Source organism: Burkholderia sp. BCC0405 (genome assembly GCF_902833075.1).
Taxonomy (GTDB): domain Bacteria; phylum Pseudomonadota; class Gammaproteobacteria; order Burkholderiales; family Burkholderiaceae; genus Burkholderia.
In genome coordinates this window covers 122,868-140,333 of sequence record NZ_CADFEO010000022.1, presented here as the reverse complement: position 1 = coordinate 140,333, position 17,466 = coordinate 122,868, and the positions used below count along the sequence as shown (strand labels likewise).

The following is a 17,466-nucleotide window of genomic DNA, read 5'->3' as shown; positions in this document are numbered from 1 at the left end:
TGGAGCAGCCCCCTGAAGCGCCGGACACAGTCACCCACTTACAATAACGGGTAGGCATACGACTGTGTTTTTGACTAACACCAGGCAGGAAGTGATGGAAGTGTTGACGGGCCCGGAGCGCCGGCGGCGCTGGACGGCGGAGCAGAAGCTGGCGATGGTTCGCGAGAGTTTGGAGCCGGGGAAATCGGTTTCGATGGTCGCGCGCCAGCACGGCGTGAATCCGAACCAACTGTTCCACTGGCGCAAGTTGTACCAGGATGGGAGCCTGTCAGCGGTCAAGGCTGGCGAAGAAGTAGTTCCGGCCTCGGAACTGGCCGACGCGCTCAAGCAGATTCGTGAGCTGCAACGGATGCTCGGCAAGAAGACCATGGAGAACGAGATTCTCCGCGAAGCAGTCGAGTACGGTCGGGCAAAAAAATGGATAGCGCACTCGCCCTCGCTGCCGGAGGACGACCAGTGAAACTGGTTTGTGAAGTTCTCGGCGTGTCGCGCTCGAACGTATCGGCACGACTGTCGCGTCCGGCGACGTGGCGCGATGGCCGTCAATCGAGGCAGACTGACGACGCGGTCGCGGTCGAGGAAATCCGCCGGGTCATCGGCGATTTGCCCAGCTATGGCTATCGCCGGGTTTGGGGCATATTGCGCAACGAGCGCGTCGCGGTTGGGCTGGTGCCGTTCAATGCCAAGCGCATCTATCGCGTCATGCGCACACATGGGTTGCTGATGCAGCGTCGACCGATTCCGCCTCGCCCCCAACGTCGACACGACGGCAAGGTAGCCGTAGCGCGCAGCAATCAGCGATGGTGCTCCGATGGATTCGAGTTTCGCTGTGACAACGGCGAGCCGCTGCGCGTGACGTTTGCGCTGGACTGCTGCGACCGCGAGGCGATGAGCTGGGCGGCCACGACGGCAGGCCACAGCGGTGACATCGTGCGCGACGTGATGCTGGCTGCAGTGGAAAATCGGTTTGGCAACGAACTGCATACCCCGTCCGAAATCGAGTGGCTGAGCGACAACGGTTCAGGCTACACGGCCGACGACACGCGTCGGTTCGCCGCGGCCATCGGCCTGAAGCCATTGACCACGCCGGTGTGCAGCCCACAAAGTAACGGGATGGCCGAGAGCTTCGTGAAGACGATGAAACGCGACTACGTCGCTTTCATGCCGAAGCCGGACGCAGCGACTGCTGCACGCAACTTGGCCATCGCGTTCGAGCATTACAACGAGAAGCATCCCCATAGCGCGCTGAAATACCACTCGCCTCGCGAGTTCCGGCGCGCGATGGATTCAGCAACCTTAGTGTGACGCTGTGTCCGGTATTACAGGGGCAACTCCACCGGCCACCCCGCCAAACGCATACATCACGCCGCCGGAAAAGCCCGCGACCGTCGGCGAGCTGTACTTGACGGCGTTCGCGATCGGCTTGCTGCCTGCCGTGCGGTCCCAATCGAACGCACCGGTCGGGTTGTCCGGGAGCGCGAGACGCTGGAACGGGCCATTGCGAAAGCCGTACAGCCCCGAGATATCCCGTGAAATCGCGTTGTTCCCTGAAAACAGCGAATCCACCATGAAGTCATACTGATTGCCCAGCGTGATGCTGCCGAGCCGATTGCTTTCAAGGCCGACGTACGCGTTGCGCCCGAAAATCCCCGTCCCGATGATGCTGCCGTTCGCCATAGAGAACTGGTTCACGAGCGCGAACGTCGCGCGATACCCGCCGCCAAGATCTTCCGTGCCGCGAAAGCCGAAGAGATTGGGCGCGAAGATGCCGTCGTCGAACTTGACGTTCTTTCCGCCCCCCTCGTTGCTGACATAAGACACGCCGGCGTCGATCAGCCCGAACATCGTCACGCTGCTCTGCGCCCATGCGCCCTGCGCCACGGCAAGAATCGCCACTGCTCCCAACCTGAGTTTCATTCCGTCTCCGTCTTTTTTATGAAAATGCGAGACCGCCACCTGCTGCGTGGCAGGTGCTCGCCCGGTGCTGCACAAGGAATCGTCGTCATTCGGGTGCCGATTACTCGACACCTTCAACATCATTAGCTTTACTGATTGATGAATACGATGACCGTCGCATCAACCCGCCCTGCTTTCACTTCATCGACACACCCGGATCAAGCGCCGCGATAGACGACCCACGCGCCGGCATCCACCTCGACAGCCACGGCCTCCAGCGCCGAGCCCGAGCAAGGCCCGTCGATACACACGCCATCGTCGAACCGGAACAGCGCGCTGTGATGGGCGCACATCAACACCTGCGACCGGTAACAGGAAACGCTGCCCGGCACGAAATCGAGCGGCACCGAGAAGTGCGGGCAACGATTCACATACGCCCACACCTGCTCGCCCCGTCGCACGACGATCACGGGGCGCCCGATGCACGCTTCGTCGACGACCCGCGCGCCGCCGTCGGGCACATCGGAAAGGCGGCAGAGTGGTCGTGCCTCCATCATTCACACTCTCTGCTCGGGGTTGCCGAGGCTCCAGTCCCACGGCCGCACTTCCACGTGCGAGAACAGCCCTTCCTTCACATACGGATCGTTGCCGATGAACTGCATCACCGCATGAATGTCGTCCGCCTCCACGACGAGCAGCGTGCCGTTCATCGCGTCGCCGTGCGGCTCCAGCGTCGGGCCGCCGAGCCGCACCACCACGCCGTGCTGATCGGCCGAGCGCAGGTAAGTCCGGTGAATCGGCCGCACGCGATCGCGCACGTCGCGCATGCCCGGCTGGTCCGTCGCAAACACCGCAAAGAAACGCGCCATGGCGATCAGCTCCGATCGAGGACGAATGCATGCAGATGCCACACGCGGCTCTGCATCCGCGTGCGCAAGCGCGGGCTCGGCGTGCCGTCGAAGCTGGCGACGACCTGCTCGTTCAGCCTGGCGTCGCCGTCATGGCGGTCATGGCTCATGTCTTTCTCCATTGACGCATCGGGCCGCTCATTGCGGCGCGCGCCCTTCCCAAGCGTGCTGAAGCAATGCGCGAATCGACGCGCGTTCGATCGGCCGCGGGTTTGCATACGGGTTGCGGCAAGCGAGATCGGCAGCTTCGTCGAGGCCGGCCTCCGGCATCCCGAGATCGGCGAGCGCCGGCGCGATGCCGAGCCGCGCGTTCAGCGCAAACAGCAGCGGGCCGGCTTCGGCCGCATCGTTCCCGCCCAACGCACGCGCCACGCGGCGCAGCGCATCGGGTGCGGCAACATGGTTGTAGTGCGCGGTGTGCGGCAGCATCGCCGCATGCGTCTGCGCATGCGGCAGGTTGAAGGTGCCGCCGAGCGTGTGGCACAGCTTGTGGTGCAGCGCCATGCCGACCGCGCCCAGGCAGGTTCCCGCGAGCCACGCACCGTACAGCGCGCGGCTGCGCATCGTGCGATCTTCCGGATTGCGCACCACGACCGGCAATGCTTCGCCGAGCGCGCGAATCGATTCCTCCGCCATCAGGCTGATCACCGGGTTCGCGTCTTCCGCATAGAGCGCCTCGACGGCATGCGCCATCGCATTGATGCCCGATGCCGCCGAAATGGCCGGCGGCAACGTCAACGTCAGCGACGGGTCGTAGAGCACCGTCCGCGGCAGCACACGCGCGTCGCGCCCGGTGCGCTTCAGCCGGCCTTCCGTGAGCCCGAAGATCGGCGTCATCTCCGAGCCCGCGTAAGTCGTCGGCACGGCCAGGATCGGCAGCACCGATTCGAGCGCAATGGCCTTGCCCAGCCCGATCGTCGACCCGCCGCCGATCGCGACGCAACAGTCCGCGTCCAGTTCGCCGGCCATCTCGCGTGCCGCGTGCGCGACCTCGATCGGCACGTGCATGACCGCCTGTGCGCAGATGCCGGCCGCACGCTCGCCCAGGATTGCCTTCACACGCTCGGCGAGCGGCCGCTGTTCGGGCGTGGACAGGATCAGCGCGCGGCGGGCGCCGAGCGTCGACAACTCGTCCGGCAGCCTGGCGAGCGCGCCCCATTCGAATACCACGCGGGACGGGGTGCCCTGATAGACGAAGCGATCCATGGCGAACCTCAGCGCTCGAAGTGCGGCGGCACGTTGCCGTCGACGTTGACCCACACCGACCGCGCTTCGGTGTAGTCGTGCATCGCCTCGAAGCCCATCTCGCGGCCGTAGCCCGACTTGCCGACGCCGCCGAACGGGCTGCCCGGATTGACGCGCTTGTAGCAGTTGATCCAGCACATGCCCGCATTGATCCGCGACGCCATCTTGTGTGCGCGGGAAAGATCCTTCGTCCACAGGCCGCTACCCAGCCCGTATTCGGTTGCGTTCGCAATGGCCAGCGCTTCGTCGTCGCTGCCGAACCGCAGCACCGTGACGAACGGGCCGAACACTTCCTCCTGCGCAACGCGGTCGGCGGCGCTCCTTGCCTCGATGACCGTCGGGCGCACGTAGTAGCCGTCGGCAAGCGCCGGATCCTGCGGCGCGCTGCCGCCGGTCAGCACGCGGCCGCCCTGCTCGCGCGCGACATCGACGAACGACAGCACGCGCTCGAGGTGCTGCTTCGAGGTGAGCGGCCCCATCTCGGTGTTCGCATCGAGCGGGTTGCCGATGCGGATCGACGACGCGAGCGCAACGAAGCGCTCGAGGAACGCATCCGCGATGCGTTCGTGCAGCACGAGACGCGAGCCGGCGATGCACGCCTGCCCCTGGTTGTGGAAGATCGCCCACGCGGCGCCGTTGATGGCCGCGTCGAGATCGGCATCGTCGAACACGATGTTGGCGCCCTTGCCGCCCAGTTCGAGCTGCACGCGCTTCAGGTTGCCTTGCGACGCTTCGATGATCCGGCGGCCGGTGGCCGTCGATCCCGTGAACGCGATCTTGCCGACGCCCGGATGTTCGGCGAGCCGCTGCCCCGCCGTATGCCCGTAGCCGGGGACGACATTGACGACACCGGCAGGGAACCCGACCTCGGCCATCAGCTCGACGATGCGCAGCGTCGACAGCGGCGTGATTTCCGACGGCTTGAGCACCACCGTGTTGCCGGCGGCAAGCGCCGGGCCCATCTTCCAGCTCGTGAACATCAGCGGAAAATTCCACGGCACGATCTGGCCGACGACACCGATCGGCGCGCGCTGCACGTAGTTCAGGAAGCCGGTTTCGACGGGAATCACCGAGCCCTGCAGCTTGTCGGCCATGCCGCCGAAGTAACGGAAGCAGGCGGCCGTGCGCGGCACGTCGAGCGAGCGCGAATCGCGAATCGGGTGGCCGGTATCCAGCGATTCGAGCTGCGCCAGTTCCTCCGCGTTGGCCTCGATCGCATCGGCCAGGCGCAGCAGCAAGCGGCCGCGTTCGGCGGCCGGCAGCGCCGACCATCTGGGGAACACGCGGGTCGCCGCTTCGACGGCCAGGTCGACATCCGCCGCGGTGGCCGCGGCGATCTTCGTGATGACGGAGCCGTCATGCGGATTCAGCACGTCGATCGTGCCGCGGTCGACAGCGTCAACGAAGCGTCCGTCGATGAAGAGTTGGGTTTGCATGAATCGTCCTCGGTGTAGGGCTTGAAGCGGAAACTGCAGCGCCGCTCAGAACGCGATCGGATACGGCGCGAGCTCGCCGCTCTCGTAGCGTTGCGGCAGATCCGGCGTGGCGTTTTCCCAGACCAGCAGCATCGAGCGCTTCGTGGAATAGCCCTGGTGCCGGATGTCGGCGGGCATCGCGCAGATGTCGCCGGCGCGCATCGTCACGCGTGCACGCGGCGCGCCGGTGTTCTTGTCGCCGATGTCCCATACGATTTCGTCGGACAGTTGCAAAAACCATTCGACGCGGTCGTTGCCATGGAACACCGGCAGGATGAATTCCTCGGTGGTCGGGCAGAACAGGCTGCGCCCGCACACCGACGTGACCGACGGATTCCACGTCACGTCCGAGCGCGACAGGTACTTGAACAGGTTGAACGCGTGCAGCTCGCCTTCGAAGCCCGGCTCGACGTGCACTTCCGGTTCGTCCTGCGCGACGTCGAGGAACGCGCGGTTGACCGGCAGGTCGTCGCGCAGCGGCGAATCGCCTTCGAGGCCCGGCATGCGGCGCGTCGCGATGCGCGTGCGCTCGATCGCCGCGCCGTTGTCGCCGTGCTTGCGTCCGAACGCCGTACCGGTTTCCTCGGGCGCCGCGAACGGATCGAAGCCTTCGTTCGTCCAGTCGTGCAGCATCGCCTTGAAGGTCGCCATGATCGTGGGCGTGTCGAAGGTCTCGGTGTAGTCGACCCCGGCGTCCTTCAGGATGCCGTTGAAGGTGCCCGCATACATGTCCACCTTGCCGTAGTGATTGCGCGTGCCGAACACGTGGTCGAAGTTCACCCAGCCGTAGAAGAAGCCCCACGCCACGTCGCGCATCATCGCGCGCAGGAACGCGTCCGCCGGCATCGCATGCGTGCGCGTCCGGCCTTTCGCGGGCCAGCTGATCTTCACGAAATATTCGTCGCGCTGGAACTCGAACGCGCCGAGCTGGAAGCGGCGGTAGCCGGTGACGGCATCGGCTTCGGTCGATCGCACGAGATCGGCGGCAAAGCCCACGGAGGGGGCGAAGGTGTCGAGGGTGGCCATGACGTGTCTCCTGGAATGGTCGAATGAGGTAGGACGAATCAGTGCAGGCAGATGTCGGCCCACTTCTCCACCGACAGCTCGCCCAGGACGGTCTGCACGAGCGCGACGCCCGGCCGGCTCGCGGTGAAGCGGTATGCGCAGCCGGCCGGCAGCAGCGCCTGATGGCCCTGGCGCAATACGACATAGCCCATCTTGCGGCCGGCCGGTTGCGTGCCGGCGCTCACGGTTCCGCGCCCCGATGCCGGCGGCGTATCGAGCTTGATGAATTCGATCCGGACTTCGCCATCCATCTGGATCGCGAACTCGTCGTGCGCGCAGGCGAACCACGGCGACTGGCCGTCGGTGCGCAGCACTTCGATCACGTATTCGAGGTTCTTGCCGGCGACGACCTTTTCGTAAGGGGCCGACTTCGATGCGACCTCGAAGACATTCGAGAACGCGTAGTGTCGAGCGCTGCCGCTCGTGATTTCGATCTCGCCCTTCCGGTAGCTGTCGAGCGAGCCAAAGACGGTATGGAATGCCGTGTCGGTCATTGCTGTCTCCTGAGTTGAACCGCTTGCTGGATTCAACTCTAGGGGCAAGGAACCCCCGCAACAAGGCACGGGACGGCGACTACGGCATTTGCGTTTCGCGAATAATCCGCGCGGTTCAACGCACCCAGCCACGCTCCAGAAGGGGAAGATCCCACGGGGATTCGTCGCCGATGGTTTCCGCGAGGAATTCGACCAGCGCCTTCACCTTCAGCGCCTGTCGCTGCGTGGCGGGATACACCGCGGCAAAGCTCAGCGGCGCAAGCTGGAAGTCGGTGAGGATGGGCACCAGCCGGCCGGCGACGAGCGCTTCACTCGCCACGAGCGTCGGCAGGCACACGACGCCGCCGCCGGACAGCGCGTACTCGCGCAGCAGGTGCACGGAGTTCGAGCGGATCATGCCGGGCAACTCCATTTCGACGACCTCGTCGCCGCGCGTCATCGTCCAGCGGTTGCGCGACGGATAGCCCGAATACAGCGCGGTGGTGTGGTGCAGGAGATCGCGCGGATGGTGTGGCGCACCATGCGCGTCGAGGTACGCGGGCGACGCGCAAAAGAGGCGCCTGACGGTGAACAGCCGCCGTTCGATCAGCGACTCGGAAATCGGCGGAAAAATCTGGAACGCGATGTCGAACCCTTCTTCGACCGGGTCCACGACCCGGTCATTGACGATGACGTCGAGCTGGATGCCCGGGTAGCGCCGGTTGAATTCCATCAGCGGCGCACCGAAGTGATCGAGCGCGAAACCGGGCAGCATCTGGATACGCAGCCGCCCGGTCGGTGTCGCGCGAAGCTCGCGCATCTGGTCCGTCAGCTCGTTGACGCGCCCTACCACCTCCGCGCACTCGCGATAGAACGCCTCGCCCACTTCGGACAGGCGCACGTGGCGCGTGCTGCGATGAAACAGCGGCGCGTTGACGAACTTCTCGAGCTGCTGGATGCGATTCGTCACGACGGAGCTGGTCACGCCAAGCTGCCGCGCCGCCTCGGCGAAACTGCTCGCCTCCGCCACCCTGACGAATGCCTCGATGCTCAGAAACCGGTCCATACCGCGCCCTTTTTCGACAGCGAAACCGGCAGTCTACCCGTGCGGATAACGGGCTGTGTCATGCGAAAGGCGTCACTGTGTCACGCCATGGATGTCAATCGGCAGCGGCGCCGGCCCACGCCTGCGCCGACCGTTGCGCGCGGGCCTTAACGCTGCTGCTCGCCCGCCGCCAGCGCCGGCTGCACAGCCACGCGGCGCTGCAGCACGGCCGGCGCGGTTTCCTTCAGCAGCAGGCTGACCACGATGCCGAGCAGAACCGAGCCCATCGGCAGCCACAGAATATTCTGGATGCCAAAGTGTGCAGCGACGTAGCCGCCCATCGCCGGCGCAATGCCGCCGCCGAAAATCTCGCCGACACCGACCACCACGCCGATCGACGTCGACACGAGCCCGATGGGTGCAGCCTCGGTCGCCACCGGGCCGGACAGCAGCGACACCAGCCCGAGCGTGAAGAACGACGCGACGAACAGGACCCCGAACAGCGCGAGCGGCTGCGGGCCGAGGCCACGGAAGAGGTAGAGCATCACGGCCGTTCCCGCGAAGCCGACGATGCTCGCAAGACGGCGGCCGACGAGGTCGGACAGGCCAGGCAACCCGAACTGCCCGAGAAAGCCGCCGAAGCCGATCGCCGACACGACGAGGCCCATCTTCTGCGTGCCGAGCGCCAGGTAGCCGGTCAGGTACAGCGGCAGCAGCGCGCCGAGCACGAATACGCCCGTCATCGCGCAGCACAATGCGGCCATCGCCACGAGGATGTTGCGGCTCCTGAGCACATGGCCGAGCGACGCCGGCGCATGCTCCGACGAGACGGCCTTCGTGACCTTCGGCTCACGGATGACGACGAACATGATCGCGCCGAGGATCAGGCCGGGAACGGCGACGAGCGCAAAGACCCAGCGCCACGACACGAACCCGAGCAGTTGCGTCGCGATGATCGGCGACAGCGCGAGCCCGAACAGCGCGAAACCGCTTTGCTGCAGGCCGAGGTTCAGCCCGCGCCGCCGCGGATGCGACGCGTCGGCCGTCGCGGCAAAGCTCGTCGGGCAGAACGAGCCCTCCGCGACGCCCATCAGGCCGCGAATCGCAATCAGCCCGAGCAGGCCGCCCGCGAGCCCCGAGAAGCCCGACAGCAGCGAGAAAGCGACGATGGCCGGAATCAGCACCTTCCGGCGGCCGATCTTGTCGGAGATGCCGCCCATCAGCGCCGCGAAGATGCCCCACGACAGGCCGAGCACGCCGATACAGTTGCCGACGTCCTGCGCGTTCAGGTTGAGGTCCTTCATGATCGAAGGGAACAGCGGCGCGATCAGCCAGCGGTCGAGGCCGACCAGCCCGAAGCCGAGCGCCAGCAGCGTGACCGCCTTCCACTCGTATGAGGTATCCCACTCGTTTGCTTTCATGTCCGTCTCCGTGGACACGGCTTCGCCCGCGCGCGCCGCGGCGCCTGCGCATGAGCCAGGTCCGATGTCTTGTGTGTGCGACGCGAATCGCGAGGAAGTGCCGGCCGCCGTTCGGGTTCGACACGCAGCGTTCGATCGGCCGGTGTCACCACGATAGAGGCACGGCCGCCAATCGGGTATGGAGCTACCGGCGAACGCGCCATTCGCGAAACGCAAATAATCGGGGGCGCCGGGCGGGAAGTGTCGGTGGAGAAGCGTGGGTGGAACGGGCACGACGTTGAAGCGGCGCTCATTCGCGTGTTACGGGGAATCCCTCGTGGACATCGGGGTCGCCACGGACAGCCCCGGAACCGCGGCCGGCTCACCCGGCTCACCCGGCTCACCCGCCATTACCTGCCGCTGCCGCGCGTCTCCCTGCCCCGGCCTTTCCTGCCGAACAAGGCCCCAAGCACATTCCTGTCGGCCTCCAGTTGAATCCGCATGTGCTGGAGAAACACCCGGGCATTCTCCGACAGCGGCGTTCCCGGACGAAACACCAGCACGCCCGTAAAGACGGCCTCGATATCGAACGGCCTGACAACGAGCCCGCGCTGCACGAAATCGAGCGCCACGAGCGGATGCGCGAGCCCCACACCCACACCCGCCAGCGCGAGTTCGCACACGGTATGCGAGTACGGAGTTTCCACCAGCGGCTTCAGCACGACGCCGAGCCCGCGCAACTGCGTCTCGAGCCGCAATCGCGTGCTGTCCTCCGGATTCAGCGCGATGAATGCGGACTGCGAAAGATCCTCGGCCCTGATCACGCTTTTGGCCGCGAGCGGGTGGCCCGCGTTCATCACGGCCACCGCCGGCATGCTGACGAATGCCGAGTGCTCGAGCCCGGCCATCGACATCTCGTCCGCCATCAGCCCGAAGTCCACCTGCCCCGCCGACACCTTCTCGTGAACCTCGCGGGAGCTCATGACCTGCAACGAAATCTGCACGTCGCGCGCCGCCGCATCGAACGACGCAATCACGCGCGGCAGGAAGCCGGTGCCGAGCGCCGGCAACGACGCGATCGCGAGGCGCCCCAGTCCGTACGAACGCAAACTGCGGATCCGGTGCTCGATCACCTCGAAACCGAGAAAGTACCGGTCCACATCGCGCATCAGCGCCACGGCTTCCTGCGTCGGCACGAGCCGGCTGCGCACGCGCTCGAACAGGCGGAACCCCGCCATGCCTTCGAGCCGGCGGATCGACTGGCTCACCGCCGGCTGCGAAATCTCCAGCACACCGGCCGCCTTGCTGGTGCTTCCGGCGTTCATCACCGCCCGGAACACCTCGATATCCCGCACGCTCATCCATAACTCCAGCTTATTGACTGAATTATTTCCGATGTTGCTGCAAACCGGCGCGAAAGTAAAACTGCATGGCATCCAACCTGCCAGCCATGGAGTCCAGACCCGCATCATGACAATCACCCCGCCGCTTCCCCCGCAACCGTTCCGCAGCCTGTCGCCGGCGGTCATGCGCGCCTCGACCGTCGTGTTCGATTCGCTAGACGATTTCGCGCGCCGCAAGGAGCGCCAGCCCGACGGCTACAGCTACGGCATCACCGGCACGCCGACGGCCCGCGAGCTGGAACGCCGCATCGCCGCACTCGAAGGCGGCGCGCACTGCGTCCTGGCGCCGTCCGGGCAGGCCGCGCTGATGACGGCCGTGATGGGCTTCATCCGCGCGGGCGATCATCTGCTCGTGTCCGCCGCATGCTACGGCGCGCTCAAGTCCTTCGCGCAGAAATGGCTCGCGCTGTTCGCCGTGGATGTCGAACAGTACGAACCGACGATCGGCGCCGACATCGAGCGGCACATGAAGCCGAATACGCGCATGATCTGCATGGAGTCGCCGGGTACGGTGACGATGGAAATGCCGGACGTTCCCGCGATCGTCGAGGTCGCGCGCCGCCACGGCGTCATGACGATGATGGACAACACGTGGGCCAGCCCGCTCGCGTTCCGCCCGCTCGAGCACGGCGTGGACCTGAGCATCGAAGCGGCCACCAAGCTGTTCGGCGGCCACTCCGATCTGTTGCTCGGGTCGATCAGCATGAACGACTTCGGCTACTACGAAACCTTGCGCGAGACGCAGAGCGTCCTGGGCCAGCAGGCGAGCCCCGACGACTGTTTCCTCGTGCTGCGCGGCCTCGAGACCCTCAAGGTGCGCTTCGATGCGCAAAGCGCGGCCGCGCTGCGCGTCGCACAGTTCCTCGAATCGCATCCGGCCGTTCGCAAGGTGCTGTTCCCGGCACTGCCGTCCGACGCGGGGCACGCGATCTGGAAACGCGATTTCTCCGGCAACGGCTGCCTGTTCTCGCTGATGCTCGAACCTGCGCCGGAAGCCGCGTTTACCGCGTTCTTCGATGCGCTGCGGCACTTCGCGATCGGCGCGAGCTGGGGTGGCGTCCATAGCCTCGCCGCGTACTACCCCGCGACGCTGCAGGCATATCGTCAGTACCCGCTGACCGACCAGCCGATCGTCCGCCTGTCGATCGGGCTCGAATCGCCCGACCTGCTGATCGACGATCTGCGCGCCGCCCTCGCGGCGTTCACCGGCGCCAGGAACCGCGCAGCGTAATGCCGCGGCGTGCGCGACAAACAGACACCCAAGGAGACATCATGAGAAAGCAAACCACACGCATTCTGGCCAGATGCCTGGTCACGTTCGGCATCACGGGCATGCTGGCGCTGTCGAGCGTCGATGCAAGCGCGGCGGACCTGCTCGCGGCAGCGCGGGCCAGCGGCACGCTGCGGGTGGCGAACACGCAGAGCAGCCCGCCGTGGACGCTGCTGGACGATCGCAACCAGCCGGCCGGCTATGACGTCGAGGTCGCGCGCGAGGTCGGGAGGCGCATCGGCGTGAAGCAGGTCGTGTTCGTCGCCGACGCGTACAAGAACTTCGTCGAAGGGCTCAAGGCCGGCAAGTACGATCTCGTGATGAACGACCTGACGCCGACGGCCGAGCGCAGCAAGCAGGTCGATTTCGCGAATCCGTACGGCGTCGAGGATTTCCGCATCTTCGTGCGCACCGACAACACGAGCATTCACGGTCAGGCCGACCTGAAAGGCAAGCGGGTCGGCGTGATCACCGGTTCGTCCAACGAAACATGGGCGCGGGCGCACCTGAAGGACAGCGACATCCGCGCGTACGACAACGGCGGCCTCGTGTTCAACGACCTCGGCAGCGGCCGCCTCGACGCGGCCATCGTCTCCCACTTCGGCGGGATGAAGTACGCGAACGTGAATCACCTGCCGGTCAAGGAAGTCGGCGAGCCGCTGATCTACCAGCTTTCCGCACCGGCGCTCGTGAAGGGGCAACCGGCGCTGCTCGCCGCGGTCGACAAGGCGATCGACGACATGGCGGCCGACGGCACGCTCGAACGGCTCGCGAAGCGCTGGGTCGGCCCGGCCTACGACATGGTCGGCAATATCGCCAAGGCCAAGGCGCAGAAGGAGTAACGCATGTTCGATCTCTTCATTCGGTCGCTGCCGCTGCTCGAAAGCGCTGTGACGATGACCGTGTTCCTCGGCCTCGCGTCGTTCGCACTCGGGTCGGCACTGGGGCTCGCCGTGGCACTCGCGCGGGTGTCGTCGATCCGGTTCCTGCGCGGCCTCGCGTTCGCGTACGTGTCGATCTTTCGCGGCACGCCGCTGCTGGTGCAGATCCTGCTGATCTACTTCGGCCTGCCGCGCTACGGCATCACGCTCGACCCGGTGCCGGCCGCGCTGCTGGCGCTAACGCTCTTTTCCGCGTCCTACCTCAGCGAGAACTTCCGCTCCGGGATCAACGCGGTCGATCGCGGCCAGTGGGAGGCCGCGCATTCGCTCGGCATGAACTACTGGAAGATGATGTGGCGCGTGATCCTGCCGCAAGGGCTGCGCATCGCGATCCCGTCCGTCGGCAGCCGCATGATCGCGCTGATCAAGGACACGTCGCTGGCGTCCACGATCACCGTCGTCGAGCTGACCCGCGTGGCCGACCAGGTCGGCGCTTCAACCTTCCGCTACCTGGAAATGTTCCTGATGGTCGGCCTGATCTACTGGGTCATCAATCAGATCCTGACGATCGTCCAGACGATTTTCGAAGGCCGGGTGTCACGGCGCTTTCAATGAATACCACCATGCATACCATCGTCGTTCAGGGGCTGACCAAGTCCTTTGGCGCCAACGCCGTGCTGCGGGGCGTCGACTTCAGCGTCGCTCGCGGGGAAGTCGTCGTGCTGATGGGGCCGTCCGGCTCCGGCAAGACCACGCTGTTGCGCTCGCTGAATTTTCTCGAACTGCCCGATGCGGGCAAGGTGTCCGTGTGCGGCATCGAGATCGAGCGCACGGGCGGCGCCCCGCTGTCGCGCGACGACCGGAAGCGCATCAACGCGATTCGCAGCCGCACGGCCATGGTGTTCCAGTCGTTCAACCTGTTTCCGCATCGCACCGCGCTGGAAAACGTGATCGAAGGGCTCGTGAGCGTCAAGGGCGTCAGGAAAAGCGAAGCGGTCGAACGCGGCCTGCACCTGCTCGGTCGCGTGGGCCTCGCGCACAAGGCCGGCGAATATCCCGCGCGGCTGTCCGGCGGCCAGAAGCAGCGCGTGGCCATCGCCCGCGGCCTCGCGATGGACCCCGAGGTCATCCTGTTCGACGAGCCGACCTCCGCGCTCGATCCGGCGGTGCGGGAAGACGTGCTCGCCGTCATGCGCGAACTGGCGGGCAACGGGATGACGATGCTGGTCGTCACGCATGAAGTCCGGTTTGCGCAGGACGTTGCCGATCGCGTGGTGTTCATGGAGAACGGCGTGGTCGTCGAGGACACGACACCCGCTGCGTTCTTCACGGCCAGCGCCCATCCGCGCGTGCGTCAGTTCCTCAATCTCATCGAGACCTGACGCCCGCCTGGCCGGCCAGCGGCCGCCGGCATTCCGGCTACCCGTTGAATCACAACCAGGAGCATCGAACTCGACTGCATGACGCTCGGCTATCGCGTGCTGCCCCGCGACGCATAGCCGATCACGGGCCGCCGCCGGCAGTACCGGAACGTTCATGTCGCCGCAGGGCACGGTGGCATGACGGCCGGGCCAGACAACAATAAAATTCCCCCATTCCACATTCAAAGAAAACCATATTCCATATCAAGCTGGATTCACGACCCACTTTGGATCCTTTTTCCCTTCTGTCCCCCGTATCATTTCTCCCATTCCGAAAGAACAGAGCATGAGAAGGACATGAGCGACACCACCACGCTGCACTACCTCGACTACGCCGCCACGACGCCCGCCGATCCGCGCGTGATCGACGCGATGACGGCCTGCCTCGGCTTCGACGGCATCTTCGGCAACCCCGCATCGAGCTCGCATGCCGCCGGCCGGCTCGCGAAAGACAAGGTCGAGCAGGCACGCGCGCAAGTCGCCGCGCTGATCGGCGCGGATGCCGACGAGATCGTCTGGACGTCGGGCGCCACCGAATCGAACAACCTCGCGCTGAAGGGCTATGCGGAACACGCGACCGGCAAACGGCACCTGATCACGAGCCGCATCGAGCACAAGGCCATTCTCGACACGATGGCGAACCTGTCGAAGCATGGCGCGTCGGTCACGTTCCTGACGCCCACCCGCGACGGCGAGATCACCGCCGACGCGGTCGCTGCCGCGATCGGCCCCGATACGGGCCTCGTGTCGCTGATGCTCGTGAACAACGAGCTCGGCACGCTGACCGATATCGGCGCGATCTCCCGCATCGTGCATGCCGCGGGCGCGCTGCTCCACGTCGACGCCGCGCAGGCGCTCGGCAAGACGCCGATCGACGTGCGCGCGCTCGGCATCGACATGCTGTCGATGTCCGCGCACAAGGTGTACGGTCCGAAGGGCATCGGCGCGCTGTTCGTGCGCCGCGACATCGCGAGCCGGATCGCCCCTCAGATTCATGGCGGCGGGCACGAGCGCGGCTTGCGCTCGGGCACGCTCGCCACCCACCAGATCGTCGGCATGGGCGTGGCATGCGAACTGGCCGCCGAAAAGCTCGACGGCGAAGCCGCCCGGATCGCGGCGCTCGGCGCCCGCCTGACGGACGCGCTGTTCAAGCTCGGCGACGTCACGCAGAACGCGGCCACCGCGCGCCGCATCCCGCACACGCTGAGCCTGACGGTGAATGCGCCCGGCTTCTTCCCGTTCATGCTCGGCGAAGCGCTCGCTGTGTCGTCGACGTCCGCCTGCAACTCGACCAGCGGCGCACCGTCCCACGTGCTGACCGCGATCGGCCTCGATGCGGATGCGGCGGGCCGCACCGTGCGCGTGAGCTTCGGCCGCTTCACGACGGAGCAGGACGTCGACTTCGCGATCGCCTGTTTCCGCCACGCGATCGAACAGTGTCGCGCGACGGCGGCGAACGGGTTCTCCGCTTCGCGGCAGATCACGCCGGCCGACCTGAAGGCGATCCGCGCTGCCGGCTTCCGCTCGGTGATCTGCAACCGGCCGGACGGCGAAGGCGACGCACATCCGGCGTTCGACGACATCGCCGCGGCGGCCCGCGAACTGGGCCTCGAAGCGCGCTACCTGCCGGTCGAGCGCGACCGCATCGGCGATGCGCAGATCGATGCATTCGGCGAACTGGTCGACACGCTGCCGAAGCCGGTGCTCGCGTACTGCCGCAGCGGCAGCCGCTCCGGCATGCTGTGGAATCGCCTGTCCGCCCGACGTACGGCGCTGGCCTCGGCCTGAACCCGGCACGGCGCCGCTAACGCGGATACTCCAGCAGCAACGCCACCCAATCGGACGTCGCGCCGCCGTAGCGTGATGCGATGTCCGCGAGCACGCCGGGCAGCACCGCATCGCCGCCCCGCCCTTCCGGAATGACGATGGGCGCATGCCCAGCGCCAGCCGGCTGCGTCAGTAGCCGCAGCCCGTGCTTCGACACGACCTCGTGCGCGTCTGCCCTTCCATACGTCGGCCGGCGTGACGGCCGGCATCGACCTGTGTCTTGCGCTCGTCGAGGCGGATTGCGGTGCACCGACCGCCGTCGCCGTCGCGCGCGAACTCGTGCTGTTCATGCACCGCCCCGGCGGGCAAGCGCAATTCAGCGTCGGGCTCGGCACGCTGGCCAGCGCGACACCGCGCATGCGCGCGCTGCTCACCGAGATCGCCGACGATCCGACCGGCGACCTCGGCGTCGCCGCGCTGGCCGCACGGATGCACATGAGCGAACGCACGTTTGCGCGTCATTTTCTCAAGGAGACCGGACGATCGCCCGCGCAGTTCGTCCTGGCCGCACGCATCGAGCGCGCGAAGGCGCTGCTCGAGCGGGCCGACTGGCCGCTCGAACGCATCGCCGAGCGCTCGGGCTTCGGCAGTGTCGACGCGTTGCAGCGTGCGTTCGCGAAGCAGGTCGGCGTATCGCCGCGCAACTATCGCGCACGCTTCGGACAGCGACGCGACAAGCGGCAGACGGAATAGGCCGTGCACCTTCCGGCGGCCGGTGCGAATCGTCCCGCGCCGGCCGCCGCCCTGCCTGCTACGTCACTCGTCCTGCTGTTCCTGCTGCGCCTGCACCTGCCGCTGCTGGATGAACTGCCGCACATCGCTCATCGTCACGCGGCCGGTATGCTTCGTATCGATTTCGTCGAAGTGCTTCGACACGAAACCGAGGCCGTTGCTCTGCGCCTGCGCCTTCGTCACGGCCGCGCCGTTGCTCAGCACCGTATTGGCGCCGAGCCGCGCATCGACACGCTGCTGCGCCTGCTGCTGCAGCGTCGCGCCGGTCGACGGCAACACCGGCGCCGCTTTCGTGGCAGGAAAGAACGGACCGTCGACACCGTGCCCGCCGTGCGGCAGCTTCACCGGCGCTACCGCCTGCGGCGGCAACGCATAGGCACTGCTCATCACGGCACCGAGGACGATCAACGGAGACATACGCCGCA

18 protein-coding genes and 2 pseudogenes are annotated in these 17,466 nt (G+C 66.2%); 7 read left to right on the top strand and 13 right to left on the bottom strand.

All coding sequences use genetic code 11. From position 1 onward, the window contains the following. Window positions 1-94 precede the first annotated feature (94 nt). A protein-coding gene (locus tag HWX36_RS29780) for an IS3 family transposase (protein WP_175957257.1) occupies window positions 95-1,305 on the top strand; the annotation gives its coding sequence in 2 pieces (ribosomal slippage) (window positions 95-410 and window positions 410-1,305; 1,212 coding nt in all). Window positions 1,306-1,335: 30 nt separating this feature from the next. Here HWX36_RS29780 and HWX36_RS29775 read toward each other — a convergent pair. The 11 genes and pseudogenes from HWX36_RS29775 to HWX36_RS29725 all read right to left on the bottom strand — a co-directional run. Next, window positions 1,336-1,917: pseudogene (locus HWX36_RS29775) on the bottom strand (porin); the annotation flags it as partial. Window positions 1,918-2,114: 197 nt separating this feature from the next. Next, the gene (locus HWX36_RS29770; protein WP_175957289.1) at window positions 2,115-2,450 is read right to left on the bottom strand and encodes a Rieske 2Fe-2S domain-containing protein; all 336 of its coding nucleotides are present in this window, start codon (window positions 2,448-2,450) and stop codon (window positions 2,115-2,117) included. 3 nt (window positions 2,451-2,453) lie between these two features. Continuing rightward, a complete protein-coding gene (locus HWX36_RS29765; protein WP_175957255.1) occupies window positions 2,454-2,765 on the bottom strand; it encodes a YciI family protein in 312 nt (103 codons plus the stop codon). Window positions 2,766-2,770: 5 nt separating this feature from the next. Beyond that, window positions 2,771-2,914 (bottom strand): hypothetical protein, encoded by a 144-nt coding sequence (locus HWX36_RS29760; RefSeq protein WP_244136559.1) that lies wholly within the window; start codon window positions 2,912-2,914, stop codon window positions 2,771-2,773. Between the two features lie 28 nt (window positions 2,915-2,942). Next, window positions 2,943-4,010, bottom strand: coding sequence for a maleylacetate reductase (locus tag HWX36_RS29755; RefSeq protein ID WP_175957253.1), 1,068 nt, complete (start codon window positions 4,008-4,010; stop codon window positions 2,943-2,945). A gap of 8 nt (window positions 4,011-4,018) precedes the next feature. Further along, entirely contained in the window at window positions 4,019-5,485 is a 1,467-nt protein-coding gene (locus HWX36_RS29750) for an aldehyde dehydrogenase family protein (RefSeq protein ID WP_175957251.1), read from the bottom strand. Window positions 5,486-5,530: 45 nt separating this feature from the next. Then, complete coding sequence (locus HWX36_RS29745) at window positions 5,531-6,550, bottom strand: hydroxyquinol 1,2-dioxygenase (RefSeq protein ID WP_175957249.1); 1,020 nt, start codon at window positions 6,548-6,550, stop codon at window positions 5,531-5,533. Between the two features lie 38 nt (window positions 6,551-6,588). Continuing rightward, the gene (locus HWX36_RS29740; RefSeq protein ID WP_175957247.1) at window positions 6,589-7,083 is read right to left on the bottom strand and encodes a hydroxyquinol 1,2-dioxygenase; all 495 of its coding nucleotides are present in this window, start codon (window positions 7,081-7,083) and stop codon (window positions 6,589-6,591) included. Window positions 7,084-7,198: 115 nt separating this feature from the next. After that, window positions 7,199-8,128: a LysR family transcriptional regulator gene (locus tag HWX36_RS29735; protein WP_175957245.1), complete on the bottom strand. Its 930-nt coding sequence runs from the start codon at window positions 8,126-8,128 to the stop codon at window positions 7,199-7,201. A gap of 146 nt (window positions 8,129-8,274) precedes the next feature. Then, the gene (locus tag HWX36_RS29730) at window positions 8,275-9,528 is read right to left on the bottom strand and encodes an MFS transporter (protein WP_175957243.1); all 1,254 of its coding nucleotides are present in this window, start codon (window positions 9,526-9,528) and stop codon (window positions 8,275-8,277) included. A gap of 389 nt (window positions 9,529-9,917) precedes the next feature. Continuing rightward, a complete protein-coding gene (locus HWX36_RS29725; RefSeq protein WP_175957280.1) occupies window positions 9,918-10,868 on the bottom strand; it encodes a LysR substrate-binding domain-containing protein in 951 nt (316 codons plus the stop codon). 109 nt (window positions 10,869-10,977) lie between these two features. Here HWX36_RS29725 and metC point away from each other — a divergent pair, with 109 nt between their 5' ends. The 5 genes from metC to HWX36_RS29700 all read left to right on the top strand — a co-directional run bounded on the left by metC (window position 10,978) and on the right by HWX36_RS29700 (window position 16,270). Next, entirely contained in the window at window positions 10,978-12,141 is a 1,164-nt protein-coding gene (gene metC / locus HWX36_RS29720; RefSeq protein WP_175957241.1) for a cystathionine beta-lyase, read from the top strand. Window positions 12,142-12,182: 41 nt separating this feature from the next. Next, window positions 12,183-13,022 (top strand): ABC transporter substrate-binding protein, encoded by an 840-nt coding sequence (locus HWX36_RS29715; protein ID WP_175957239.1) that lies wholly within the window; start codon window positions 12,183-12,185, stop codon window positions 13,020-13,022. 3 nt (window positions 13,023-13,025) lie between these two features. Then, window positions 13,026-13,676: an amino acid ABC transporter permease gene (locus HWX36_RS29710; protein WP_175957237.1), complete on the top strand. Its 651-nt coding sequence runs from the start codon at window positions 13,026-13,028 to the stop codon at window positions 13,674-13,676. Window positions 13,677-13,684: 8 nt separating this feature from the next. After that, on the top strand, window positions 13,685-14,443 hold the full coding sequence (locus HWX36_RS29705) for an amino acid ABC transporter ATP-binding protein (RefSeq protein ID WP_244136558.1): 759 nt from the start codon (window positions 13,685-13,687) through the stop codon (window positions 14,441-14,443). Between the two features lie 336 nt (window positions 14,444-14,779). Then, the gene (locus HWX36_RS29700) at window positions 14,780-16,270 is read left to right on the top strand and encodes an aminotransferase class V-fold PLP-dependent enzyme (protein ID WP_175957233.1); all 1,491 of its coding nucleotides are present in this window, start codon (window positions 14,780-14,782) and stop codon (window positions 16,268-16,270) included. A gap of 16 nt (window positions 16,271-16,286) precedes the next feature. Here the strand turns inward: HWX36_RS29700 and HWX36_RS29695 are convergent, their stop codons facing one another. Beyond that, window positions 16,287-16,466 (bottom strand): hypothetical protein, encoded by a 180-nt coding sequence (locus HWX36_RS29695; RefSeq protein ID WP_175957231.1) that lies wholly within the window; start codon window positions 16,464-16,466, stop codon window positions 16,287-16,289. Window positions 16,467-16,483: 17 nt separating this feature from the next. Here HWX36_RS29695 and HWX36_RS29690 point away from each other — a divergent pair. Next, a pseudogene (locus HWX36_RS29690) lies at window positions 16,484-17,002 on the top strand (helix-turn-helix domain-containing protein); the annotation flags it as partial. A gap of 63 nt (window positions 17,003-17,065) precedes the next feature. Here the strand turns inward: HWX36_RS29690 and HWX36_RS29685 are convergent. After that, complete coding sequence (locus HWX36_RS29685; protein WP_244136557.1) at window positions 17,066-17,458, bottom strand: 2-oxoglutarate dehydrogenase; 393 nt, start codon at window positions 17,456-17,458, stop codon at window positions 17,066-17,068. Window positions 17,459-17,466: the final 8 nt, after the last annotated feature.